The 24,488-nt window shown below is 35.9% G+C and carries 26 protein-coding genes; 2 read left to right on the top strand and 24 right to left on the bottom strand.

Annotated features, from left to right (window positions below; all coding sequences use genetic code 11):
- The coding region (locus ACI4WO_RS09440) for a hypothetical protein (protein WP_439807311.1) at nt 1-222 on the bottom strand (222 nt) is incomplete at its 3' end.
- 403 nt (nt 223-625) lie between these two features.
- Between ACI4WO_RS09440 and ACI4WO_RS09435 the strand changes: the two genes are divergently transcribed.
- Together ACI4WO_RS09435 and ACI4WO_RS09430 are read left to right on the top strand one after the other, a co-directional pair.
- A complete protein-coding gene (locus tag ACI4WO_RS09435) occupies nt 626-1,069 on the top strand; it encodes an ACT domain-containing protein (protein ID WP_439807310.1) in 444 nt (147 codons plus the stop codon).
- A gap of 24 nt (nt 1,070-1,093) precedes the next feature.
- Nucleotides 1,094-2,320, top strand: a complete 1,227-nt coding sequence (locus ACI4WO_RS09430) for a homoserine dehydrogenase (protein WP_439807309.1) — start codon at nt 1,094-1,096, stop codon at nt 2,318-2,320.
- 58 nt (nt 2,321-2,378) lie between these two features.
- On the opposite strand, the gene ACI4WO_RS09425 is transcribed toward ACI4WO_RS09430, so the two are convergent.
- The 23 genes from ACI4WO_RS09425 to ACI4WO_RS09315 all read right to left on the bottom strand — a co-directional run bounded on the left by ACI4WO_RS09425 (nt 2,379) and on the right by ACI4WO_RS09315 (nt 24,448).
- A complete protein-coding gene (locus tag ACI4WO_RS09425) occupies nt 2,379-2,840 on the bottom strand; it encodes a hypothetical protein (protein WP_439807308.1) in 462 nt (153 codons plus the stop codon).
- A gap of 2 nt (nt 2,841-2,842) precedes the next feature.
- Nucleotides 2,843-4,846 (bottom strand): glycosyltransferase family 2 protein, encoded by a 2,004-nt coding sequence (locus ACI4WO_RS09420; protein WP_439807307.1) that lies wholly within the window; start codon nt 4,844-4,846, stop codon nt 2,843-2,845.
- A gap of 145 nt (nt 4,847-4,991) precedes the next feature.
- A complete protein-coding gene (locus tag ACI4WO_RS09415; protein WP_439807306.1) occupies nt 4,992-6,095 on the bottom strand; it encodes a flagellin N-terminal helical domain-containing protein in 1,104 nt (367 codons plus the stop codon).
- Between the two features lie 219 nt (nt 6,096-6,314).
- Nucleotides 6,315-8,324 carry a DUF342 domain-containing protein gene (locus tag ACI4WO_RS09410; RefSeq protein ID WP_439807305.1) on the bottom strand — a complete coding sequence of 670 codons (2,010 nt, stop codon included), beginning with the start codon at nt 8,322-8,324 and terminating at the stop codon, nt 6,315-6,317.
- Nucleotides 8,325-8,409: 85 nt separating this feature from the next.
- Entirely contained in the window at nt 8,410-9,039 is a 630-nt protein-coding gene (locus tag ACI4WO_RS09405; protein ID WP_439807304.1) for a flagellar brake protein, read from the bottom strand.
- Between the two features lie 16 nt (nt 9,040-9,055).
- On the bottom strand, nt 9,056-9,349 hold the full coding sequence (locus tag ACI4WO_RS09400; RefSeq protein WP_439807303.1) for an EscU/YscU/HrcU family type III secretion system export apparatus switch protein: 294 nt from the start codon (nt 9,347-9,349) through the stop codon (nt 9,056-9,058).
- Nucleotides 9,336-10,757, bottom strand: coding sequence for a hypothetical protein (locus ACI4WO_RS09395; protein WP_439807302.1), 1,422 nt, complete (start codon nt 10,755-10,757; stop codon nt 9,336-9,338). Before ACI4WO_RS09395 ends, ACI4WO_RS09400 begins: the two co-directional genes overlap by 14 nt.
- Nucleotides 10,758-10,782: 25 nt before the next feature.
- Nucleotides 10,783-11,532 carry a flagellar hook-basal body protein gene (locus tag ACI4WO_RS09390; protein WP_439807301.1) on the bottom strand — a complete coding sequence of 250 codons (750 nt, stop codon included), beginning with the start codon at nt 11,530-11,532 and terminating at the stop codon, nt 10,783-10,785.
- Between the two features lie 17 nt (nt 11,533-11,549).
- Complete coding sequence (locus ACI4WO_RS09385) at nt 11,550-12,287, bottom strand: flagellar hook-basal body protein (RefSeq protein ID WP_439807300.1); 738 nt, start codon at nt 12,285-12,287, stop codon at nt 11,550-11,552.
- A gap of 13 nt (nt 12,288-12,300) precedes the next feature.
- Complete coding sequence (locus ACI4WO_RS09380; protein WP_439807299.1) at nt 12,301-13,086, bottom strand: sigma-70 family RNA polymerase sigma factor; 786 nt, start codon at nt 13,084-13,086, stop codon at nt 12,301-12,303.
- Between the two features lie 63 nt (nt 13,087-13,149).
- Nucleotides 13,150-15,210, bottom strand: a complete 2,061-nt coding sequence (gene flhA, locus ACI4WO_RS09375; protein WP_439807298.1) for a flagellar biosynthesis protein FlhA — start codon at nt 15,208-15,210, stop codon at nt 13,150-13,152.
- 2 nt (nt 15,211-15,212) lie between these two features.
- Nucleotides 15,213-16,283 (bottom strand): flagellar biosynthesis protein FlhB, encoded by a 1,071-nt coding sequence (flhB, locus tag ACI4WO_RS09370; RefSeq protein WP_439807297.1) that lies wholly within the window; start codon nt 16,281-16,283, stop codon nt 15,213-15,215.
- A gap of 37 nt (nt 16,284-16,320) precedes the next feature.
- Nucleotides 16,321-17,103 (bottom strand): flagellar biosynthetic protein FliR, encoded by a 783-nt coding sequence (locus tag ACI4WO_RS09365; protein ID WP_439807296.1) that lies wholly within the window; start codon nt 17,101-17,103, stop codon nt 16,321-16,323.
- 10 nt (nt 17,104-17,113) lie between these two features.
- Entirely contained in the window at nt 17,114-17,377 is a 264-nt protein-coding gene (gene fliQ / locus ACI4WO_RS09360; protein ID WP_439807295.1) for a flagellar biosynthesis protein FliQ, read from the bottom strand.
- Between the two features lie 11 nt (nt 17,378-17,388).
- Nucleotides 17,389-18,207, bottom strand: coding sequence for a flagellar type III secretion system pore protein FliP (fliP, locus tag ACI4WO_RS09355; protein ID WP_439807294.1), 819 nt, complete (start codon nt 18,205-18,207; stop codon nt 17,389-17,391).
- Nucleotides 18,188-18,592 (bottom strand): flagellar biosynthetic protein FliO, encoded by a 405-nt coding sequence (gene fliO, locus ACI4WO_RS09350; RefSeq protein ID WP_439807293.1) that lies wholly within the window; start codon nt 18,590-18,592, stop codon nt 18,188-18,190. The genes fliP and fliO overlap by 20 nt, the downstream gene beginning before the upstream one ends.
- A 14-nt stretch (nt 18,593-18,606) precedes the next feature.
- Complete coding sequence (fliN, locus tag ACI4WO_RS09345) at nt 18,607-19,647, bottom strand: flagellar motor switch protein FliN (RefSeq protein ID WP_439807292.1); 1,041 nt, start codon at nt 19,645-19,647, stop codon at nt 18,607-18,609.
- Nucleotides 19,648-19,666: 19 nt separating this feature from the next.
- Nucleotides 19,667-20,647, bottom strand: a complete 981-nt coding sequence (locus ACI4WO_RS09340; RefSeq protein WP_439807291.1) for a flagellar motor switch protein FliM — start codon at nt 20,645-20,647, stop codon at nt 19,667-19,669.
- 9 nt (nt 20,648-20,656) lie between these two features.
- Nucleotides 20,657-21,562, bottom strand: a complete 906-nt coding sequence (locus ACI4WO_RS09335; protein WP_439807290.1) for a flagellar motor protein MotB — start codon at nt 21,560-21,562, stop codon at nt 20,657-20,659.
- Between the two features lie 19 nt (nt 21,563-21,581).
- The gene (locus ACI4WO_RS09330) at nt 21,582-22,391 is read right to left on the bottom strand and encodes a motility protein A (RefSeq protein WP_439807289.1); all 810 of its coding nucleotides are present in this window, start codon (nt 22,389-22,391) and stop codon (nt 21,582-21,584) included.
- Between the two features lie 45 nt (nt 22,392-22,436).
- A complete protein-coding gene (locus ACI4WO_RS09325; RefSeq protein WP_439807288.1) occupies nt 22,437-22,619 on the bottom strand; it encodes a flagellar FlbD family protein in 183 nt (60 codons plus the stop codon).
- 92 nt (nt 22,620-22,711) lie between these two features.
- Nucleotides 22,712-24,289, bottom strand: coding sequence for a flagellar hook-basal body complex protein (locus ACI4WO_RS09320; protein WP_439807287.1), 1,578 nt, complete (start codon nt 24,287-24,289; stop codon nt 22,712-22,714).
- 87 nt (nt 24,290-24,376) lie between these two features.
- Entirely contained in the window at nt 24,377-24,448 is a 72-nt protein-coding gene (locus tag ACI4WO_RS09315; protein WP_439807312.1) for a hypothetical protein, read from the bottom strand.
- Between the last annotated feature and the right edge of the window lie 40 nt (nt 24,449-24,488).

Genomic DNA, 24,488 nt, shown 5'->3' with positions numbered 1-24,488 from the left:
ACCAAACTTAATATTATTGTAATAATCTTCAGGCGTTAAAGATTCTGTATCCTGACTGCCAAGGGCAAAAAACTCTTCCTTTGACATGTCAAAAAGTTCAGAAAGTTTGTAAACTTTTTCTTCTGTATCTGTGGCTTCTTCGGCATTTATTGCAATACTTCCTATTGAAGTTATAACTATTGCCGCAGACATAATTGAAGTTAATATTTTTTTGATTTTCATGTTAAACAATCCTTTCTTATTAATAGTATTTATAAAGCTTAACTTACAAATATATTATAAAACTTTTGAAAACATATGTCAATAGAAAGCAGGTAAAATATCAGTAAAATAATTCACAAATTTTAAAATAAAAATTTGTAAAATCTGATAAAACTTATTAAATGGTTACGCTCTAATTTATCAGAAAAAATAACAAGATTTCAATAATACAATAACATAAATCAGATCATTACAAAACATTTCACAAGTAAGTTTAGTTAAAAAAATGCAGACAGATAAAAATGTCAGTATTTTTTGTCAGATGCTTGACATAATTGCAGAATTGTGGTATAGTATACTTTATGAGTACATTTGTGTTTCACAGGTGGACGGTATCGGATTTTTTATATTCTGAGGAATAAATATGGAAAATAAATCTCATTTAATTGTTGTTGATTCAGAAGTTTTACCTGAAGTAATAATTAAAGTACTGGAGGTAAAAAAGCTTCTGGCAAACAAAGAGGAAAAAAGCTCTGCTTCTGCATGCAAGCGTGTGGGAGTATCCAGAAGTGCATATTACAAATACCGTAACAGTGTTTATTCATATGAAGAAAAGCTTATGCAGAAAATTATAACGCTTCATGTGCTGCTTAAGGATGAACCGGGAGTGTTGTCCAGCGTGCTTGTATCGTTGCATAACATGCACGCAAATATTCTTACCGTGAATCAGAGCATCCCTGTTGACGGTGTTGCAACAGTTACAATTTCACTGAGACTTAACAACGGCTTCGATGAAGCACAGGCAATGAAATCAATTATCGCTGAGTTGAAAGGCGTTGTAGAAATTCAGATCCTTTCAGGTGAATGATATTATATAAGTATGGAGGAAGTTATGTCTAAATTTGCAGTATTGGGTTATGGTGTAGTAGGTTCCGGCGTTGTTGAATTGTTTTATAAAAACAGAGAAAAAATTGAAGAAAAAGCCGGACATAAAATGGATGTCAAGTACATTCTGGATATAAGGGACTTTCCGGGAGACCCTTATGAGGACAAGCTGGTTAAAAGCATAGACGATATTTTAAATGATAATGAAATCACAGCTGTTGCTGAATGTATGGGCGGAGTTGAACCTGCGTTCACTTTTACAAAACAGTGTCTTTCAAAGGGAATCAGCGTTTCGACCTCAAATAAGGAGCTTGTTGCAGCTAAGGGTGATATTCTCCTTGAACTTGCAAAGGAAAATAACTGCAATTATTTCTTTGAGGCAAGCGTTGGCGGAGCAATTCCTATTATCCGTCCTCTTCATAAGTGTCTGGCAGCAAATTCAATAAGTGAAGTAGCAGGTATATTAAATGGCACAACTAATTTTATCCTCACTAAAATGATTAATGACGGAATGAAGTTTGATGATGCACTTAAACTTGCTCAGGAACTGGGATATGCTGAAAGGAACCCTGAAGCTGACGTTGAAGGTCATGATGCATGCCGTAAAATATGCATTATTTCATCTCTTGTTTACGGAAAACATGTTTATCCGGAAAATGTTTACACAAAGGGAATTACAGACATAAAGCTTGAAGATGTTCAGATCGTTAATAACTGGGGCGGTTCAATAAAGCTTATTGCAAAAGTTTCAAAGCTTGATAACGGCAACATACTGCCGACAGTTATGCCTATGATAGTTCCATTTTCTAACCTGATGTCCAGAGTTGACGATGTATTTAATGCGGTTATGGTTTACGGTGACGGAATAGATAAAACTATGTTTTATGGCAGAGGTGCAGGAAAACTTCCTACAGCCAGTGCTGTTTTAGCGGACGTAATTGAATCAGTAAAGCATGACAGAACAGTATTTTCACAGATGTGGGCTTCATCTTCAGATAATAGTTTTGTGGAAGACTACAAAAATTTACAGGCACAAATGTATTTCAGAACTGAAAGCGGCAGCAAGAATGAAGTCACCTGCATCGCCGGCAATGCAGAATTTATTTATGATGAAAATAATCAGCTTGCATTTTTAACCGATGTTATATCCATTAAGGATGCCCAGAACATTGCAGATAAGCTCTCAGCAAATGGAATAAAGATTGTATCAGTTATTCCTGTACTGGGCGAATAAACAAAATAAAAAAAGCATTAAGGCTGCTGTACCATTTCTGGTACAGCAGCCTTATTTTCTAAACAATATTTATTATAAAATAATATTTTACCGCAACGTTTTCTTTTTTGCTTCCCCAATTAACCAATATCTCAACATAATACTTAGTACTTTCGCTTCCGGAAAGTTTCAGTGAAGACTGATTTTCAGCTACAGGTTTCATATTTTCATCATATACCGAATATGAAACATCTGTAAACTTATCACTGTAAGAAACTGAAATACCGCCTTCCCCATCGCTATTGTAATCAATATCAGGCAAATCTGACAAAACATCACTCATTTCCGGGTGTTCAACCTCTTTGATTTTACTGTCAGTATTATAGCTTACAGTATACCCCGGAACTTCAAGCCGTTCCTTGCCATTAGTTATAATAACAGTCCCTATAGATTTATCAAGCGGATTACCTCTTGTAAGCATCATAAAAATTCCGGCTGCAAAAACAGCAAGTGATATCATTATACAAATTTTTCTTTTCATGATTAATCATTTCCATTAAGGGAATTTTCAAATTCTGAGAGATAGAATGAAACCAGATCCTTCATAGGTTTGCAAAGTCTCAGAGCTTCTTTAAGGCATCTGATATAACTGATTTCATTTCCGCAGTAAAGTGATGCCTGAGCAAGATTCATATAATATCCAAAACGATGCAGTTCCGGTAGAACCTCAACATCTTCAGGATTAAGCAAATCAGGATTATAAATATTTAAAATATAATCAGACAAAACAGCTACAAACCTATCATATAGCTCTCTCTTATCATCTAATAAAAGTTCCTGAGAATTCAAGACTGCTGCTTCAAGAGCAGAAACCATCCAAAGCATTTTCTTTATACTGTCAGAAAATTTTTCAAGCTGACAATATTTCAGTGCAACTTCAGCATAATCTATATGTGCCTGAGATATAATCTGCAATGTTTCTTTCAATACATTATGACTTAGTTTATTTATAACACCTGACAAATCAACATCATGCTTCATAGCAAGATAAATTGCTTCCGAATATCCATCATCCCAGCAGTTTATTGAATCAATAAATCTTGCAAGATCGTTGTTTATATCCTTACCATCACTATCCCTTTTAACAAGCTTTATCAGTTCAATATAAGGACCATCAACTCTCGCATTTAAAAGTCCGTCCACAAATTTTTCACGTTCAGCCGGATGCTCCATATAATATTGTTCCATAAGATAAAGAATCATAGAATCTTTATCCTGATCACCCATATCAGTTATTTTCTTATAAATCTCAGCAAGTTTTAAATAATTTTTGGTTTTACGAATCATGTCACGAACAATATTAAGATAAATTCTAAGCTGAGCATAATTCATTTCCTCTATATCTATTTTTTCAAGATAATTCAACGAGTCGTCAAATCTTTCCAGATTATTTGAACATCTTGCAGCATTCATAAGCTGTTCATCATAATCGAGTTCAGTTAAACCACGATGAGTACAAAAACGCAGTTCAACCATTTCCAACTTTCCATTTTTATATTTATCATAATATTCAAAATATTTCTCAATGGAGTCCAAAGCATTCTCGTTATCATCAAGATTTATAAATGCCATAGTTCTAAGGTAATATACTGTCAACGCAGTAATTGAACGCGATCCATGTTCAATCTGACAATATTCATCTGACAGTTCAACCGCTTTTTTAAATTTGTCATTTCTTATATAAAATGCCATAGATTTGATAAATGCCCCGAAAGAGTAAGGATCTGTCAAATCCTTTCTTGCAGCATCCAGATATTCAAGAAAGTATCTTTCTTTTTCTTCAAATTTATAACTCTCATCTCCATCAACCGCATCGCAAAGATGAGACAAAATTCTTGTTTCTGTAGGATTTTTTTCATATTCTTCAAATAAAGGTTTTAGATTTCGTTTAGCCTTATCCTTTTTTGCTCTTTGAGATTCATAAGCGTAACCATAATGATGAAAAACAGTAGTAAAAAATCCATGAGGCAATGGCTGAGGAAGATATTCATGAATTGGATCATAAAAATGTACTCCCTCAAACCTGCGCACTATTCTTGGTGCTAAAAACTGGTCTACTGCTTTTTTAGAACTGCCGCCATAATTTCTTATATAAAAGCTTGCTGAATTATACTTTGCTCTGACTTCAGGCATATTGAAAAACTTTATCATTTCGTCACAGTCTTCATCAAGATATTCATCAGCGTCGATGAACATAAACCATTCGCCAACTGCTTTATTCAAACCATAATTTCTAGCAGCCGAAAAGTCATTGATCCATTCAAAATCATATACTTTATCTGTATATTTTAAAGCAATTTCTTTAGTTTTATCTGTGGATCCCGTATCAACAATAATAAGCTCGCTTGGAACATTATCAAGAAGTTTTTTTAATGCTGAAAGACATTTATCAAGATGTTTCTCTTCATTTTTTACAATCATTCCAACAGATAGTATTATTTTATTTCTGTCAACATTTATAACTTTATCTTTTATATTAGATTTCATATTTTTCTCCTTTTTTACAGATATTAAAACCTTTCAGGTCAAAGCTTTAATATCTGTAAATTACATAGCTAGTAATAAACCGTCCTTGAAACAAGGACGGTTTATCACCGATATTAAGTAAAAGCGTAAATACAATTTACAAAAATTACTGTAACAGCTGAAGTACGTTCTGAGGCTGTGTATTTGCCTGAGCGAGCATAGCCTGAGCAGCCTGTGTAAGAACATTGCTCTGAGTATACTTCATCATCTCTTCAGCCATATCTGTATCACGAATACGGCTGTTAGCGTTTTCAATATTTTCCTTAGCTGTATCCAGATTGTTGATTGTGTAATCAAGTCTGTTCTGTGTAGCACCGAGCTGAGCTCTCTGGAGAGATACATCATCAATAGCATCACGGATCAATTCAGCAGACTTGGAAGCAATTGCCTGATCACTGATATTGATTGTAATACCCTGAGACCATGAACTTGCAACACCCTGTGAAACATCAGCAACACCAACATTGATTGTATTAGCACCAGTTGTACCATTTGTAACAGTAAGTGAGCTTGTAACCATGCCTGAACCATCAGCCTTATTATAAGCTACCTGTGTAGACAGAGACTTGAACAGGTTATCAGTTGTCATTCTCTTGATAGAAACTGTCAGCTTATCGCCTCTGTTGGATGTTTCACCAATCTGAAGAGCAAGAGCCTTAGCAGTAGCTGATGCATTAAATCCATTACCATCATCATTAGCAACTGAAGCACCTGAAGAAGCGTCCAGATTACCATTAAACAGCTTGTTACCGTTGAAGTTAGCTGTAAGAGCAATTCTGTCGATTTCTGCACAAAGCTGATCCATTTCAGCCTGAAGAGCTGCTCTGTCTGTACCAGCATTCAAACCGCCTGAAGCATCTGTACCATAAGCAGAAGCGCCTGTTTTACCGCTGTCTTCATTGATACCGTTAGCAGATTTTTCAGCAAGTTCAACCATTCTGTTGAGCATGTCATGAATTTCTGTCATGTAACCTTCAGCTGTCTGAACCAGTGAAATACCATCTTCACAGTTATCTGAAGCAGTACCTAAAGCCTTGATCTGAGCCTTCATCTTTTCAGAAATTGCAAGACCTGAAGCGTCATCACCTGCACGGTTGATTCTGTAACCAGAAGCCAGTTTTTCAAGTGACTTAGAATTTGTCTTGTTGTTTTTACCTAAGTTTCTGTTTGCATTAATAGCATTAATATTAGTTCTAACTACCATTCCCATAACAATACCTCCGTGTTATAAATTATTTTTTAGGAACTTCCCTGTCCCAATAATTATTTTTATGAGAAAAAGCCAATCAAACTTCTTCCCATCTGGAGGGCCCTTCCTTCAAGGAAGAAATCTGATTCATTTTGCTTACATTATATATATCGTTCATTTAACGGATTGCTAAACACCAAAAAATGCATAAATAATTTTGATTTTTTTGTGTATTTTACACTAAAACACTATATTTTCAACCAAACTTGCACTATTTAGGACAGCATTTCCATCCTTGTGATATATTTTACAAACACTTAAAGGTTCTTTGACAACATAAGTACTGTCTCCTACATTGATATTCACAATAGGATTCATTTCATTACATTTTAGTGAACAGAATTTTGTACATTCTTCAATATCAGCAGCAAGCTTTTCAAGATTTCCTGAAAGACTTTCTTTTTGAATATTAGTAAATTTAAGTTGAATCTTCATTTTATCAAGCATTACCTTACGCTCCTCAGAAGCGGTTTCAATGTTGCTTTCAATATAATTTATATTTTGATTCAGCATTTTTATTTTTTCTTCAGTATCTTTTAAGGATTTGCTTATACTGTTATATTTTGTCAGCATATGTGGAGTACATCCCAGTACAATTTCTGTTTTAAGGCATGGATTGTTAGCAGCACCTATTACATTAGCAGTAATATTTTTTCCTGCAATTATTTTTCCGCCTGTAACTGAACCTTTATTTCCGGAAACCGTTATGGTTTCATCACTTGCAACTTCTGAATACATAACCTGACTGACTTTTATATTTCCTTTTGCATACACCTTGCAGTTTTCCAGAAATACGCAGCTTAGATTGCCATCAGTTTTAATTACACCTTTATTTCCGCCTGTCATACCATATTTTATGACAAGATCGCCTTTTGAGACGATTTTAGCACCTTCCACAGTACCAAGTATAGTCACACTTCCTTCTGCTTCAACAGAAAATCCCTCACGAACATCCCCCTTAATGAGAACGTCACCGGCAAAATTAATATTTCCGCTGGCATTATCAACATCATGCTCTATAGTCAGAAGCTTGTTTACACAAAATACATTATTCTGATATGTAAGCTCACCGTCTATATTTGACACAAGATGTGTGCCATCTTCCGTAACACTGGTATTTTTACCCGACGGAATTCTTGGATTTTTACCTTTTTTACATGTAATTACTTTACCGTCTATTCTTTTTCCGTCTTTTCCTTCAACAGGATAATATATATCGCAAATCACATCTCCACTATGAATATTTTTTACATTATTAAGTTCTTTATAATTTATATTTCCATTAATATCTTCCCTGATATCAATTGTATTTTCTGTGGAATAATGATTTTCTACATATCCGTCTTTACCATTAATGACCTCTTCCCCACGGGCAACTTCAAACAATTTAAAATACTGTTTTTTTCTGACAATTTTTGCAATAAGTTCACGGTTAATATTATAAACTACCTTTTCTTTTTCCAGTGCATCATAAATCTGTTTTTCAGTTATATCGCTTCCGCCATTGAAAGGTGGTACTGCAAAAAACCATCCATGAAGCTTATCTTTTGAAATGCCAAGTATAATCCTTGCATCTGTACCGACATTTTCTTTAATATTTCTGCCCTTTTCTATTGCCAGCCGGAATTCATCACAGCTTTTAAACATACTGTATTTTTTCAGCATTTCTTCAAAAGCAGTAGTATCCATATCCGTCATATAATCTTCAGGATTTTTTTCAATATAATTATGCAATAGTTCTTTAGTAATTTTCAAAGATTCTTTTTGTACTGTACCAATAAATTTAATTATCTCATTCTGATTATCATCAAAGCTTTCATATTCAGCATCATCCGAATATATAGCTTTAATTTTGTTATATTTTTCGTTAGTTTCTACTATCGGATCAATAATATATTCAACCGGACTGAAAAAATCATCTTTATCAGATTCACTGTAAAAAATATTCCATAAAAGTTTAACCGGAGAATTAACTGAAATCATGAGTCTGTCAGCAATTTCCTGCCTTACCTTATCGGTTTCAGATAATTCATTGTCCGCATTTTCCTCATACACCTCATAATCTTTCAGATCATCCTCCTTAAAGGTCAGATTATTTTCCTTAAGGTGACCTACAAATTCATCAATTTCTTCATCTGAAAAGCCCTTGTTTTTTTTGAATAATGCATTTTTTAAAAAATCGAAAGCCATAATAACCTCCATTCTGCTGCCGCATATAAACTAAATTTTTTACAAAATATTATTTGTTAAAATGTAAATGCAAAAATACAATAAATCAGACATTCTTTCGGCTGTTTAAGAATTCTCTCTGCTTTTGAAACAAAAATGAACACAAAGCGTCTGAATTATCGTTTTTGCCGCTTACAAATTCACAACCATACTGAAATTCGTCTTCCTTATTTTCGCCTATCACTCTTACAATTTTACATGGAAAAGTAAGATTTTTCTTTTTGTTCAGATCCAGTTCCACAGATATCATTGAACCGATACCAAACTCCTTAGGAGCACTGAATCTCAATCCGCTAAGACTCATATCCAGAACCTTTATATCAACTGCCTTTGACGAAAAACTGCTGTATGCCTTTGCATCAAGATCCATATCAACTCTGAAAAAATTACGTCTTTCCTTGTTTGTAAGACTTACAACACTTACAATACTGATTTCCCCTCTTGTAGATGTATATACATTACCAACTATCACACGAAAGCCTATCTGCGTATTAAAAATATTTACTTTAATTAATTTACCATAATCTACAACTTTTAATTCTTTCTTTTTATTTATAATTCTGACATATTTCTCAGTAACATCTTTAATTTTTCCGATTGCAATCAAAGAGTTTTCCATTGTTTTTATTTCACAGACCGAGCCTTCATATTCCTTTGCAATTGGCAATTCTGACATTTCACGATTCCTCCGATTATTTTTTATTAATTTTTCCTTTCTTCAGTTCATCTGTACTTTTCAGAAGCTGACAGTAGATAGCAGCAATAACCTCATATAATTCCGGCGGAATATTACTGCCCACATCCAGCATGCACATAAGCGATGCAGCACTGTCATCACGATAAACCGGAATACCATTTTGTTCTGCTATATTTATAATTTTATTTGCGACTTCCCCGTAACCAGAAGCTATAATTACAGGAGCCTTGTCGGTTTCAGCATTATATTTTAAAGCAACTGCTTTATTTTTTTTATTATATTCTAACATTGATACCAGTCCTTTTCCGGGGCAATGTAGGAAAAACTTCAACAAGGGAACGTGTCTTCTCAAGCTTTCCGACCTTTATTTCATTAAAACTGTATTCTGAAAAACTTATGCTTTTTTTCAGGTCACTTCCTATATTCTCCATATGACTTTCCACAGATGCCGGACACATCAGAGAAAGATCAATTTTTTTGTCCCTTACAAAAAGCTCTGTTTCAAAACGTCCCACATCAGGAATATCAAATACCAGAAGCATATGTATAGTTCTTTGATTCTGTTCATGATCCGAATTATTTTTATTGTTTTTTGTTTTCGGATCTTCCTCATCCGGATTAATCCACATTTCACCGAACGCCATATTTGTTCCGTCATCAACAGGAATTATGAAATGAAGCAAAGGTGTAAAATTGCTGGGCGAAGAAAGAAGTGAATGTATAACGCTTTCAACGCTGTCACCTTTGAGCTGCATAACACTTTCGTTATCCGTCTGTTTTTCAAGAATTTTTACAAGTACATTCAAAACCTTTGAATCGGCTGTAGGACGTTCAAAGCTTGAAAGACAGTCATAGAGCTTCTGAAGGAACTCAGTGCGTCTGTTGTCATCAGGAATAAATGCCATAACTTCTCTTGCTGCATCTCCCAGAAATTCTGTATTTGTATTGTATCTCGAAAGATTATATGTAACCATTGAGCAAAGGCTTGAAAGCTTGCCGGAAAACATAATACTTTTTTCAATTTCCTGAATTACCTGAGCCGTTTCATGTTTCAGCTGAGGGAATTCCTTTTCAGCCTCCGGTGCTTTAAAGCGCTGGGATAAGTTCATAAGCTTTGCGGACAGTTCCTTATTTGGAAAAAGCGTTTCAGAAAGATAGCTCATAGTTCCTGAAAGCGCTTTTAAAATTTCCGGTCTGCAATTTTCCGTATTCACAGCTTTAAGCAGATTTGTTACTGCCGTTTTCATTTCCGGAGAAGGATTTTCCTTTATCATGTTACGCAAAAAATCAAACAACTCTCCCTTGAATGCTGTAGAAGACTTTTCCTGACTGATAAGTTCTCCTGTCAGTTCTTCGGGCTTAACAGCCAGCTGACTGAAAAGCTGTTCAATTTCTTCCGTAACAGGCTTATTCTGCATGGAGATAACGCCAACTATCTCCTTAAGCATAAGAATATTTTTTATAAAATTAACTGTTACAGACGGATCTTTTAATAAATCAAGCAGAATTTCAGGAGCTGACTGCTGTTCAACATTTCCGGAATTCTGCTTCAGAATTTCAGAATCCGGAATCGGCTTTGCAACTCTGGTAGGATCCTGAATATCGAACGGGGATAAATCGGCATTTTTATGTTCTCTCATAGGTTGAACAATATTTTTATTTGTAATCGGCGTAGCCGCCCTGATTATATCAGCCATATTTACCCCCCGTTCATATTAATTATTACTTTCTTAAACTATTTGCAACCTGCTCAATCTCATCAGCTGTTGTAACTACCCTTGCTGAAAACTGATAAGCTTTCTGAGAAACTATTACATCAGCAAATTCCTGTGCCACATCAACATTTGAACGCTCCAGCGAATGCTCATATATATTATAATCCCCTTCATCAGCAATCTGGGGTTCACCAGAAATATCAGTAGGCTGAAAACTTTCATAGTTGGTTCTTCTTAACCCATACAAATTGGAAAAATTAAATACGCCCAGTTTTTTATCCAGTCCATCAGTATTAATTACATTTGTTCCGGCATTATAAGGTACCTGAATGCGGTTATAATTTTCATCCAGAACATATGCACCGTCACATGTTACCAGATAAGCGTCATTCCCTTCAATACTCAGATCAAAAGAACCGTTTCTGGTGTATTCGATACTGCCGTTGCGTTCAATTGCGAAAAGTCCTTCTCCTGCAATAGCATAGTCAAGAGCATATCCGCTTTCATATAACGCTCCCTGAGTAAACATCAGATCCTGATTTGAAAGCATAACGCCATGTCCTGAAAGTACCTGTTCATCATCTTCAAGTTCCCTGTTTTTATTTATATCCATTTTTGAATATAAAAGCTCACGGAATTCAGGCTTTGTTGCCTTGTAACCATATGTATTGCAGTTTACAAGATTATGTGAAGTTATATCAATTGCATTCTGATGCGCTCTCAGTCCCGATGCTCCTGTGTAAAAAGCCGTATTCATAAATAGTCTCCTTTATATTATGCAATGCTTGAAAGCGTTGCTGCCTTGGCATTCATCTGATCTACTGTTGAAATTGCAGTTGCACACGCCTGAAGATTACGCTGTGCTTCAATCAGTCTTGTATATTCCTGATTCATATCCACATTTGAACGTTCCAGGGTATTCTGATTTACTGTTGCATCTTCAACTATCTCAGCATTATCAGTTATAAACATTCCGTTTTCATATTTATATGTTTCCGAACCTTCTGCCGGCTGAGTTATAAGCAGCTTATCAACATAACGGTTATTCTCGTCAAAAACATATCCCTGATTTGTAACGGTAAAATCAGACCCGCCTATATACAAGTCACCGCTTTCACCCATTACTCTTCCAATGCCGTCCATTACAAGATACCCTTCGTCATCAATATTAAAGTTTCCGTTTCTTGTAAGAAACTGTCTGTTTTCCCCCTGGATATTAAAATATCCGTCTCCCACAATAGCCATATCAAAAGGACGTCCTGTTTCCTCAAGTGAGCTTGGATCAAAATTAGTTTCAACTACATCTACAAGTGTAGCTGGATCGCCCTCGCCTATTGAGGTATATTTTCCATTTTCAAGTCTTGTAAGAAAATTATGTTCAAATGTAGACTGTACAACTCTTCTGCTTCTGTACCCGGCAGTCTGGGAATTTGTAATATTGCTGCCTATTTCATTAATATTCCTCTGCTGGACCAGTATACCGGAAGCTGCTGTATAAAATCCTGCTAACATATAATATTCCTTTCTAATTAACCAAATAACCGTTTAATTTATTTTTAAGCTTAGTAACTGCTCTTGAATTAATCTGAGATATTCTCTGAATGCTTACATCAAGAATTTTGGCAATATCTGAAAGATTAAGATTTTCATAATAGTAAAGGGAAATAACCAGTCTTTCCCTTTCGGAAAGCTCATCAATAGCCTCTTTTAAAACCTTTCTCATTTCATCCTTCAAAACTTTTTTTTCAGGAGTTATATCATCCATGGTACTGTTTTCCAGTACATTACCCATCTGTGAAACATTCTGAATAAGCTCCTCAAAAGAGTATACTGCTGAATTGGACATTTCAGAATTATATTTTTCAAATTTTTCTACTGAAATACCCATTTTCGCTGCAATTTCCTCAGATGTAGGTTCTCTTCTGAGTTCATTGCACAGCTGATTATAGGTTTCATTTATTTTTTTCGAGTTTACTCTGACACGTCTGGGAATCCAGTCCTGCCGGCGTATCATGTCAATAATTCCGCCTCTTACACGCATATAAGCATAAGACTCAAACTTTATACCCTTCTCAGGGTCAAACTTATCAATACAGTCGATCAGCGTTATCATTCCCTGATTGACCATATCCTCTATCTGGGCATTTGTGTTTGCTGCACCCCTGAGCTGCATTGCAGAGACCTGAGCGATATATCCATATGATAAAACAAGCTTGTTTCTCACTGATATATCGCCTGTTTCCTTATATTCTGAAAGGAGCTTTAAAAATTCCTCATCAGTCAACCTAGGAATCTCAGACAGGTAATTCAATTTAAGCCCCCCTTATATTATATTTCAAAATTGCTCTGCTGGCAAGATGTTTTTTAAAAAAATTTAAATTTCTATTGTTCCAAGTGCCTGAATCTGTATATGTGAATCAATTTCATTGAATGACAAAACATTTACATTCGGGCAGAACTGATCAATAAGCTTTTTAAAGTATATTCTTACTATTGGCGACGTAAGTATTACAGGAGAAGGCACAAGATCACGTATTTTTTCGATCTGAGTTGTAGTAGCCACAATAATTTTCTGTATACTATCCTGATCAAGAGCAAGATATGAGCCGCTGTCCATTTTTTTGACTGATCCCATAATAAGGTTTTCAACCTTAGCATCCAGACTGATAACTTTAAGCTGATCAGCATCAGCAAACTTATGTGAAATAGTTCTTTTAAGGGACTGACGTACATATTCCGTAAGCATATCCGTATCCTTGATTTTCGGACCGTAATCTCCAAGAGTTTCCAGTATAGTTTCCAGATCTCTTACAGGAACCTGTTCCTGAAGCAGTCTGCACAGAACCTTCTGAAGATCTCCGACTGAAATTGCAGACGGAATGGTATCATTTACAATAGCTTCATTTTTCTTTCTCAGATTTTCGAGCATATTGTTAACTTCCGATCTGTTAAGAAGTTCATATGCATGAGCTTTTATTACCTCTGACAAATGTGTGATAATAACAGATACCGGATCAATAAGAGTATATCCCAGAAGTTCTGCCTTGACCTTTTTGTCTTCACTTATCCACTTTGCCTTAATTCCGAATGCCGGTTCAATTGTATCTATACCGTCAACAGTATCCTCTTCCTCAGATGGTGCAAGTGCAAGAAAATGGTCTACAAGAATATCACCTCGTGCTACCTCTTCGCCTTTAACACAGATAGAATACTGATTAGGATTGATCTGTCCGCTGTCCTTAAGCTGAACCGGAGGAATTACAATACCCATTTCAGTAGCATATTGTTTTCTGAACATTACTACTCGGTCAAGGAAATTTCCTCCGCTGCTTTCATCAACCAAAGGTATAAGACTGTAACCAAATTCAATTTTTATCTGTTCAACATTAAGCAAATCATAAAGATTATCAATATTTCGGTAATATTCAGCTTCACTGGTAACCTGTTCTGTAGGTATTTCTTCTTCAACAGGACCTGCTGTCGCATACTGCTTCTGCTTTCTGGAAACCAGAATAGACAGTCCTATAAGCAAAACTGAAAGTATAATCAGCTGTACCGGAGGGAATCCGATAAATATAAGAAACAGCAATGCAACACCGGCAAGGAAAAGAACCTTGGGTTGAGCTGTAAACTGCTTGGTAAAGTCATCATTCATATTAGACTCAGAAGCAGAACGAGTAACGATCATACCTGTTGAAACTGAAATAAGCAATGCCGGAATCTGTGACATAAGACCGTCTCCGACTGTAGCTACGCTGTATGTCTGAATAATTTCACTAAAGCTTCCTTCGCCGTTTATAAATCCTATTACTATACCGCCGATAAGATTAATAAAAGTAACAACGATCGACATAATAGCGTCGCCTTTAACGAATTTTGAAGCACCGTCCATTGCTCCGTAAAAGCTTGCTTCACGCTGTATATCGCTTCTTCTCTTTCTGGCTGTCTGTTCATCTATCAGTCCGGAGCTTAAATCAGCGTCAATCGCCATCTGTTTACCAGGCATAGCGTCCAGAGTAAATCTTGCAGATACTTCAGCAACACGCTCTGAACCCTTTGTAATAACAAGGAACTGAACTAATACGATAATAAGGAATATAACAAGACCTACTACGACATTTCCACGAATAACAAACTGTCCGAAAGTTTTTACAACTTCACCTGCATATCCGTGATTCGTAAGAATTGAACGGGTTGAAGATATATTAAGTCCCAGTCGCAGCATAGTCATAACAAGCAACAATGTCGGGAATACTGAAAATTCCAGAACTTCTTTTACATACATTGTCATAAGCAGGATAACCAAAGACAATCCCAGCTGCAAAATGAACATAAAGTCCAGTACAGTTGTCGGCAAAGGTATGATTAAAAGGAATACTATTAATACAACAAATGCCGCAACAAAATTGTTCAATAAATTTAACAGTTTTTTCAAGCTTATCTCAAATCCTTTTCTTTTAAGCTGTATACATAAGCCAGAACTTCAGCCACCGGGTTATAAAATTCAGACGGAATTTCCATATCAATGTCAACTTCCGCATATAATGCTCTGGCAAGAGGTCTGTTTTCTGTAATTACGATATTATGCTGTTCGGCAATTTCAATTATTTTGAAAGCCATATGATCCTTACCCTTTGCGATTACTACCGGAGCCTTGTTTTTCTCCGGATCATACTTTAAAGCAACTGCATAATGGGTAGGGTTTCTGATTACAACATTCGCTTCCGGAACAGCCTGCATCATACGTCTTCGTGACATAGCCTGCTGCTTCTGTTTAATTTGTCCTTTGACTTTAGGATCACCTTCAGTCATTTTATATTCTTCCTTTACTTCCTGTTTTGTCATTTTCAGATTTTTCTCATATTCCCATCTCTGGTACATATAGTCAAAACCTGCAACAAAAGCATAAGCAATAACAATTTTATAAGATATTTTCCATAAAATTCCGCCAATTGTTGATACACTTTCAGCAACTGACATGTCAATCATTTTCGGAAGAACAGAAACTTCATTTTTCAGTGTTGAATATATTATATAAAACAAAATGACAATTTTGATAATTGATTTTAGTAGTTCCACCAAGCCCTTCATTGAAATCATATTTTTTAATCCGTTTATAGGATTCATACGGCTGAATTTAGGCTTGATTGCTTTAAATGAAACCAGCATTTTGGTTTGTGCTATTCCTGCAATGATAGCAGCGGCAGCAGCTATCAGCAGAAGCGGCAGTGCCGCCTTTGCAAATACAATACATCCCTGTATAAATATCTGCGTAAGATCAGATGATGTCAGATTTTCCTGCGTACCAGCCAGAGCAAAAAAGGATTTCATAGCACTTTTAAGTGAACCTTCTATAGTAGAATACAAAAGCTTGAACGCAAAAACAGTAATTATAAGTGAAACGGCAATAATTACTTCTTTACTTTGAAAAATATTACCTTCTTTTCGCTGATCAGTTCGCTTTTTCGGAGTGGCTTTCTCGGTTTTTTCTTCTGAAGAGTCCGGCAAGCCTCATCCCCCCTTTTACACCGTTTAAATCAACGAATTATCCTAAGATTGATTCCAATGCACCTTGCATATTATCGAAAATAACAGTTATATAATTATCTATAAATACAGCTATCGGATTAGCCATAATCATAAGTAATACTATTGCCATCAGTATTTTAAGCTGATATTCAATTACAAACACATGTATCTGTGGAATAAGCTTCATAAGAATACCCATTGAAATCTCAAGGATAAACTCCGCAGCAATAAAAGGTATTGCAAGCTTCATTGCCAATGCAAAAGCACTTGAAAAAATATCAATTGCAAATGTTGCAGCCGAAAGAGCAGAAAATCCTTCAAACCCAATCGGAACACAGTCAAATGATGATACAGCTAGACTAATAAGAGTCAGATGACTGTCTGTGGCAAAGAAATACAATATAAACAACGCATTCATCATGTGTGCTGTAAATGCAGACTGTATATTTGTAGCTGGATCAAAAACCTTTGCCATTGCAAAACCAAAATTTATATCCAGCACATCTGCGGCTGTCATGAGCATATAATAAAAAATATTAAAAACATACCCCAGCAGAAAGCCTATAAAAATTTCTTTTCCGAAATTCAGGAGAAAATCAAATGTTCCTGCTTCATAATTTTCAGGGATCGGTACAATCGGTGTAATCAAAACCGTTGTACACAAAATTATACCCATTTTTAATGCAGATGGAATAGTATTTTTTGATATAATTGGATTCATTAACAGAATCCCTGCCATTCTGGCAAAAACCAGTACATAAATATCAATATTTTCTGCAACAAAATTTAACGATTCCAAAATATCAACCTCATATTTTTGCTATCAGTTCAAATATCTGATTGAAAAATTCTGAAAAAGTAGTCATCATCCATGACCCCAGAACCAACAGCATTAATGATAGTACAAGTATCTTAGGAACAAAAGTTAATGTCTGTTCATGAATTTGTGTTGCAGCCTGAAAAATTGCAATTATCAGACCAATAATAATACTTACAATTAAAAGCGGAGCAGCAATTTTAAATCCTATATATAATGCTGACCTGAATACCTCCAGCATTTGTCCTTGATCCATATTTCACACCCCTATCTGAAGCTGACAATCAGGGATTCAAACAGCAAGTTCCATCCGTCCACAACAATAAACAGCATAAGCTTAAAAGGCAATGAAATTGTGGTCGGCGGAAGCATTACCATACCCATTGACATAAGTGTACTGGAAACTACAAGATCTATAATCAAAAATGGTATATATAGCAAAAATCCTATAAGAAAAGCTCGTTTAAGTTCACTGGTCATAAATGCCGGAACAATAACAAAAATGCTGAGATTCTCAAGCTTTTCCTGACTGTCATATTTTGAAGCGTCAATTATTCCTCTGTCATCTGCCAGACTCACAAATAAATCAAGATCTTTTTCATAAACCTGTTTGAGCATAAACGTTTTCAAGGGTTTTGAACCTTCAGTTATCGCTTCTTCAATAGTTATTTCTCCTGCCTGATAAGGATCGTATGCTTCCTTTTTCATTTCGCTAAGTACCGGAAACATAATAAATATTGAAAGGAATAATGCAAGTCCAATAATTACCTGATTTGGAGGTGACGATTGAGTACCAATAGCGTTTCTTAAAAATGACAAAGCTATGACAATACGTACAAAGCTTGTCATCATCATTAAAAATGATGGTATCAGTGCCAGAAATGCAAGCAGAAAAAGTATGTCTAAGGTACTGGAATTCTGATCCGCCTCTCCTGAATCAAGGTCCAGAGTTATTGACGATGCCGCATCAGCAGTCTGAGCCATAACAGTAAAGGACACAATCACAGCAATAAGACATAATACAAAACATATTATATATTTGATCAGCTTTTTTTTAGCTGCATTGCTATCCTTTCTTATTATCATTTTTATGCTCCTTAGATTTTTTTAATTTCTTTCCGAAATTATTTTCAAGAACCGTTTTAAATGCCTTGGAAAATTCCATTGTTTCCGGTGCATTTTCAGATTCTGTTTTTAACTTTTCTCCATCAAGTTCGCTTATCAGAGATATTTCACCGGAGGTAATACCGATAAGCATAGTTTTATCTGCTGCTTCCACAATCATAAGTGCTTTATTCTGCCCAAGCGAAACACTTTCAAGTATTTTAATATTTTTATTGCTGCCAGATTTAAAACTCAGCCGTTTCCCCAACAGTTTTGTAGCCATATAAGCAAGATATAAAATTACTGCAAAGCCAATTAAAGCCCCCAATACGCTTCCTATCTGACTTATCAATGATTTACCATCCACTTGAAATTCCTCAATTATTTCTTTTCTGCTGAATTATTTCCGCCCAGACCAATAATTTCTGTAATTCTGACGCCAAAATTATCGTCAATTACAACTACATCGCCTCTTGCAACAAGCTGTCCGTTAACAACCACATCAACCGGAGCACCAGCCTGTTTTTCAAGATCAATAATTGTTCCCTGAGCAAATTCCATTATATCTCTCATTTTTTTACGGGTTTTGCCTATTTCAATTGTAACATTAAGCGGAACATCCATAAGCAGATCAATATTTCCCTGTAAAAGAGGAATACCGCCAATACTTCCGCCGGAACCAGAAAAGTTCGGAAAACTTGCAGACTGAACGCTGAGTGAGCTGTCTCTTACAACAGAAATAGGCTGACCGTTTCTGTTTGCTGCAGCTGCCCCCATTGCATTTCCTGAACCATAAAAGTTTCCGGCATCAGGATTCATAATACGATTTATAATATAATTAATAGTATTATCATCAAATAATATAATAAAATTGCCGCTTAAAATATCAGTAATAAGGAAACTGCTTGTAAGACTATACACGTTATCTGATGTTTCACATTCAAAAAATTCTGCAATTTCTTCACCATCTTCAGAAAGTTCCCTTACTTCCTCAGCCTGGATTTTGACTTCTGAGCCAAAAAAGCTTGTCATAGTTTCAGAAAAAGCAGCTGCCATCTGACCTACGAGTTCCTTAAATGTACCCAATGAAATTTCATCAAGCTCATCTTCATCCTCATCTTCATCTTCATCTTCGTCCACATTCATAAGAACGTTCAGGGTTTCTTTGACATATGAATTCTGAACAGCAATTACAGATCTGCCGTTTATTGCACCGGAAATATTAAGTCCCACTACAACTCCAGGCATATCTCCGAATGATTCAAAGCTCTGAATTTCTTCCTGATTAAGTTCTTCAAGTTCAAATTCTGTTTCATTATTTAAGAGCTTGGAAAGGATCTCAGAGGAAGAACCCAATCCCATTTCAATAAGTTCACTGAAACCGTCAAACTGCTGTTTATTAAAATTTGTATTGTTTTCCATTTTTTACTCCTTTGGCAAATTAATAATTATAATAGTCATTAATATCGGATCTTGAAGCAATTCCGCAGATTTTAACGGCTTTTTTGATTTTTCTGTCACCGATTCTGGCAGTAAATTTAGGTTCTCCTTCAACAGCCAAAAGAATATCGCTGTCAATTTTTTTATTTAGAGGAATAACATCTGCGACCTGCAAATTAATAATATCATGCATATCCAAAAGTATAGTATCCAAAACAGCTGTAAGCTCTACAGTTGAATCCTCCAGAGAATGTTCTATCTGTTCCTTTCTTTGAATATCTTTTTCATTGTCCTGCTTGGTATTATTCTTAGCATGTCTGCTTACAGAAGTTCTAAGCATTTCATCCAGACTGATTGAAGGAAGGCAAAAACTAAACACGTCTGTAATTTCACGCACCTTTATTTGAAATGACAGCACAATTGCAGAATCCTCAAGGGATATGAACTGTGCAAGCTTCGGATTTGTTTCACTTCCGGTCAGAACACAATTTACAGGCAGCAGACTTTTCCATGCCTCAGAAAGATAACCGGTAATTTTAGAATAAAAATTTTCCAGAATTGCAATTTCAACCTCAGTATATCCTCTGTCAAGTGCATATTCATTGCCTGAACCGCCCAGCAGTACATCAATAAGAAAGAAATTTACTGTTGACGGAAAATGCATAATCATCGTACTTTTATTTTCATTTGTTTCTTCATCATTAACATCTATCAGACCAATAAGAGTTTTATCAGGCAAACTGTTCAGATACTCTGCATATCTGCATTCTTCCATTTTCAGCATACTGACCTCACAGAAAACCCTGAGCAAACTGGAAAGATTGGATGCAAAAATTCTGATAATATGTTCATTAACAGTATTAAGTCCTCTCAGATGTTCTCTGGTAAATTTCTTAGGCTTTTTAAAATCATAGTTTGAAATTTTCACCGGAGAAGCAGTCTGCATATTTCTGCTGTTCATTTGATTTTTATTTTTTTCCATACCAATAAATCAATCTCCTGCAATTTTTTCAATATCAGCCTCACCTGTATCAAAGGAAGCTCCCAGAATTTTCAGCAGTTCACCGCTTTTGGCAAGATCGCTGTCCTTTCCGATAATAACAATTTCAACTCTTCGGTTCTGATTTCGTCCTTCTTCATTTTCATTGGTTGCTATCGGATAATCTCCCGCCAGACCTATAGGATAAAGCTTGGTTGATGGAATCTTATATTTATTTTCAAGGAAATTTGAAATAGTGCTGGCACGTTCTGATGACAGTATACGTGAATCCACAACAGAACTTGGTGCATCAGCTGTATGACCTTTTATAATAATCATAGCTACATCATCATTTACTTTCTGAAGGCACTCACCCAGAAAATCCATTACCTCACCACTGTCTTCCTTAAGAACTGATTCATCAGGCATAAACAGAACATTATTTTTAAACTGTATATAAATATTTTTTGAGGTTTTTCCGGTATTACTGTATGGATTTTCCACACTGCCTACGCTGCTTTCATCACTTGCAGCCTCTGCACTTTTACCATCTTCATCTCCCTGTCTGACACTGATACTGTCCTCCATCTGATGATCTTCAACAAACTGCTGAATCTCAATATAAAGGCTGTCCATATCAACATTTGAAAGTTCATCATCTGAAGGTCCCAGATTCAATCCGGAATCTGTATTGTCAAATGGATATTCCCCGTTGCTTGTAATATCCGGGTCGATTACAATCTGTTCAACTTCTTCATCACCGTATCTGCTGAAAGCTTTTACAAGCTTAGCCCATTTTTCTTCTGAAACGGATGACATACTGTAAAGCATAACAAAGAATGTCAGCAAAAGGGTAACCATATCCCCGTATGTATCCATCCAGTTTGCTCCGCCTTCATCCCTATTTTTCTTTGCCATACTTTTTCACTCCCAGTTATCATTTACCAGTATTTTTAAGTTCTCCCTTTAATGAATAAGAAGGAAGAAGACGTGTAAGTTTTTCCTGAATAAAGGTCGGATTATCACCGTCCTGAATAGCCTGAACACCTTCACTTATAATCATCTTACAAAGATATTCTTCTTCATGACGAACCTTAAGCTTATTAGCAATCGGTTTAAAAATCAGGTTAGCGAGAATAACACCATAAAATGTTGTAACCAATGAAACAGACATATTTTTTGCAAGAGCTTCTGTATCTGACATATTTGCCAGAAGATTAATAAGACCTATAAGAGTTCCTGTCATACCAAATGCCGGTGCATATTCAGAAGCTTTGTTGTAAAATGCCATATCCTGAGCATGTCTTTCTTCTAAATATTCCAGTTCCTTATTCAGCAAAGCTTTTACCTTTTCCGGTTCAACTGAGTCTACAACCAGAAGCAATGAACTTTTAAGGAATTTGTCCTGAGTATTATTAAGCTTATCCTCCAATGCAAGAAGACCGTTTATTCTTGCTTCTTTTGCAAAAAATACAATCTGTTCAATATAACTTTGAGGATTATACTTTTTTGGTGCAAAAATGATTTTCAGATGTTTGGGTATTTTTGCAAAACTTTTTAATGGAAATGATATCATTAATGCTGCAATAGTACCGCCAAGAACGATCATAATAGACGGCAAATCAAAAAAGCCCTGTAATTGCTCCGGCATAAGTACAGTCGAACCATCCGGTGCTTCGCCCAGCAAAATGGAAACTATAATAAACCCTATTCCCAAAATAAATCCCAATAATGATAACAAATCCATAATATACGTCCCTTTCTGATATGGTATTCTTAAAATTATATAAATTCAGACACGCATGCCCTTTTCATATTTATATATCATCTGCAAAACAATTTCCAACGGTTCCTTGACTATATAAACATTCCCGTTTGAAAGCTTTATTGTTGTGTCAGGATTTTCCTGAATTGTCTCAACCATATGGTGATTCAGCACAAACTTCTGGTCATTCAGCTTTGTCAAAACTATCATAATTATTAATTTGCGAAAAAACTTCGCTTAACTCCTTTAATTTTTGATGCGGAGCAGGCATCCTTCCTGCCCCGCAATACAATTAAAAATAATTATCTCTTAAGATTGATAAGTTCTTCAAGCATCGTATCAGAAACTGTAATAAGTCTTGAACATGCCTGGAAACCTCTCTGAGTAGTGATCATATCAGCAAATTCATTTGACAAATCAGTATTCGAAGTTTCAAGTGTTCCTCCGAGAATATCGCCTGAACCTTCTGAACCTGCAATTACAACCTGAGGTTCACCGGAGTTCTGTGATTCAGAAAAATAAGTATCACCAACCTGACTTAAACCTGCCGGATTTGAGAATGTTGCAAGATCGATTCGTCCAAGTTCCATAAGACCAAATGTCGGGTGAGTACCTGAAATGATACCCTTGTCATTAATTGAAATGCCTGAAAGGTCAGCAACTGTCTGTTCGCCGCCTTCTGTACCGCCTGAAAGAATGAAACTGCCCTGTCCCAGACCAAGATTTGATGATGGTTCACTTGGTGTCAGAGTTGCAACACCAGTCATATCCTGAATGTTATAAGCATTTATAGTGTTAAGATTCGGATAAGATATTGTAATTGAATCATTTGAATCAATTCCGCTTCTTTTCAGTACAACTGTTCCGGCATTCTTAAGCTGCTCAGCATTAAGAGTTGCAGCATACTGTCCCAGTGTAATAGTGAAGTTATTTCCCTGAGTAAGAGTAAAGCTCATGGTAGCATTGCCGTTTCCGCTGAATTCATCACCCACAGATTTAACTGAAAAATACTGTGCAATATCATTCGGAAGAGTAACAGTACCTGAATTAACACCAAAATCAGCATTAACAATTTCCGCACCAGTTAAAACACCTGAAAATGCAGCAGGATCACTCATTGTAATAGTATATGCTCCACCCGGATGCTGTACACCGCCGTTTGCAGCAGTAATAGCATTATTCATTTCCTGATTAAGCTGAGCAAGGCTTGAAAATGTTTCATTTGAATTAAGTGTTACAACAATTGAGGAGCTTGTGATCTTTGCCTCAGCTTTCTGACCAATCGGAAGATTTGAGCTTGCGGCAAAAACAATATTTACATTTCCGCTGTCTGTTTCATTTGCAGCAGATATTGTATATGTAACATCATTGATAGTATCACTGGCACTTGCTGCAGCTGCATTTTCATAAGGAAGTGTTATTTTAATTTTATCAGATGATGCTGGTCTGCCTGTAGGGCTTCCGGATACACCAAGTACAAAGTTACCATTAACGTCAATAACATTACCTTCAGAATCTATATCCAGCATTCCGGCTCTGGTATAAAAAATATTTCCGTCTCCGTCCATTACCTGAAGATATCCTTCACCGGCAATAGCAACGTCCAGAGTATATCCTGTTGTAGACATAACAGACTGTGAGTGATTTACGTCAACACTGCCAAGCTTTGCACCATAACCTATCTGTGTAGGATTTACACCGCCGCTTGTAGGTGTAGGTGCTGACGCTGAATTACTTGTCTGATAGTAAACATCTCTGAACGTAGCTCTGGAAGATTTGTAACCATAGGTGCTTACATTTGAAATATTATTACCAATTACGTCCATCTTTTTCTGATGTGTTGTCATACCTGCAACGCCTGAATATAACGATCTAACCATTTTATTTGTCCTCCTAAGTTGTGAAGGAACTGATGCCGCATGTCTTCAATCAGTCAGACATGCAAAAGCTTCCATAAAGGTCCGGCCTTAAATAACAACAGTTCCGTCTATATTTGTAAATACATTGCCTGTCATCTCATCTTTATTGACAGTTGTTATAACAGTGTTATTTTTAACACTTACTATAAAGGCTGCATCA

Origin of the sequence: Porcipelethomonas sp. (genome assembly GCF_051893655.1) — a bacterium.
In the GTDB taxonomy this organism is placed as follows: Bacteria; Bacillota; Clostridia; order Oscillospirales; family Ruminococcaceae; genus Porcipelethomonas.
The sequence above is the reverse complement of the archived record's forward strand: the minus strand, read 5'-3'. Positions and strand labels throughout refer to the sequence as shown.

Coding starts and splice junctions, on each gene's coding strand:
- ACI4WO_RS09435 (WP_439807310.1), top strand. CDS start 626: ATGGAAAATAAATCTCATTTAATTGTTGTTGATTCAGAAGTTTTACCT.
- ACI4WO_RS09430 (WP_439807309.1), top strand. CDS start 1,094: ATGTCTAAATTTGCAGTATTGGGTTATGGTGTAGTAGGTTCCGGCGTT.
- ACI4WO_RS09425 (WP_439807308.1), bottom strand. CDS start 2,840: ATGAAAAGAAAAATTTGTATAATGATATCACTTGCTGTTTTTGCAGCC.
- ACI4WO_RS09420 (WP_439807307.1), bottom strand. CDS start 4,846: ATGAAATCTAATATAAAAGATAAAGTTATAAATGTTGACAGAAATAAA.
- ACI4WO_RS09415 (WP_439807306.1), bottom strand. CDS start 6,095: ATGGGAATGGTAGTTAGAACTAATATTAATGCTATTAATGCAAACAGA.
- ACI4WO_RS09410 (WP_439807305.1), bottom strand. CDS start 8,324: ATGGCTTTCGATTTTTTAAAAAATGCATTATTCAAAAAAAACAAGGGC.
- ACI4WO_RS09405 (WP_439807304.1), bottom strand. CDS start 9,039: ATGTCAGAATTGCCAATTGCAAAGGAATATGAAGGCTCGGTCTGTGAA.
- ACI4WO_RS09400 (WP_439807303.1), bottom strand. CDS start 9,349: ATGTTAGAATATAATAAAAAAAATAAAGCAGTTGCTTTAAAATATAAT.
- ACI4WO_RS09395 (WP_439807302.1), bottom strand. CDS start 10,757: ATGGCTGATATAATCAGGGCGGCTACGCCGATTACAAATAAAAATATT.
- ACI4WO_RS09390 (WP_439807301.1), bottom strand. CDS start 11,532: ATGAATACGGCTTTTTACACAGGAGCATCGGGACTGAGAGCGCATCAG.
- ACI4WO_RS09385 (WP_439807300.1), bottom strand. CDS start 12,287: ATGTTAGCAGGATTTTATACAGCAGCTTCCGGTATACTGGTCCAGCAG.
- fliQ (WP_439807295.1), bottom strand. CDS start 17,377: ATGGATCAAGGACAAATGCTGGAGGTATTCAGGTCAGCATTATATATA.
- fliP (WP_439807294.1), bottom strand. CDS start 18,207: ATGATAATAAGAAAGGATAGCAATGCAGCTAAAAAAAAGCTGATCAAA.
- fliN (WP_439807292.1), bottom strand. CDS start 19,647: ATGGAAAACAATACAAATTTTAATAAACAGCAGTTTGACGGTTTCAGT.
- ACI4WO_RS09340 (WP_439807291.1), bottom strand. CDS start 20,647: ATGGAAAAAAATAAAAATCAAATGAACAGCAGAAATATGCAGACTGCT.
- ACI4WO_RS09335 (WP_439807290.1), bottom strand. CDS start 21,562: ATGGCAAAGAAAAATAGGGATGAAGGCGGAGCAAACTGGATGGATACA.
- ACI4WO_RS09330 (WP_439807289.1), bottom strand. CDS start 22,391: ATGGATTTGTTATCATTATTGGGATTTATTTTGGGAATAGGGTTTATT.
- ACI4WO_RS09325 (WP_439807288.1), bottom strand. CDS start 22,619: ATGATAGTTTTGACAAAGCTGAATGACCAGAAGTTTGTGCTGAATCAC.
- ACI4WO_RS09320 (WP_439807287.1), bottom strand. CDS start 24,289: ATGGTTAGATCGTTATATTCAGGCGTTGCAGGTATGACAACACATCAG.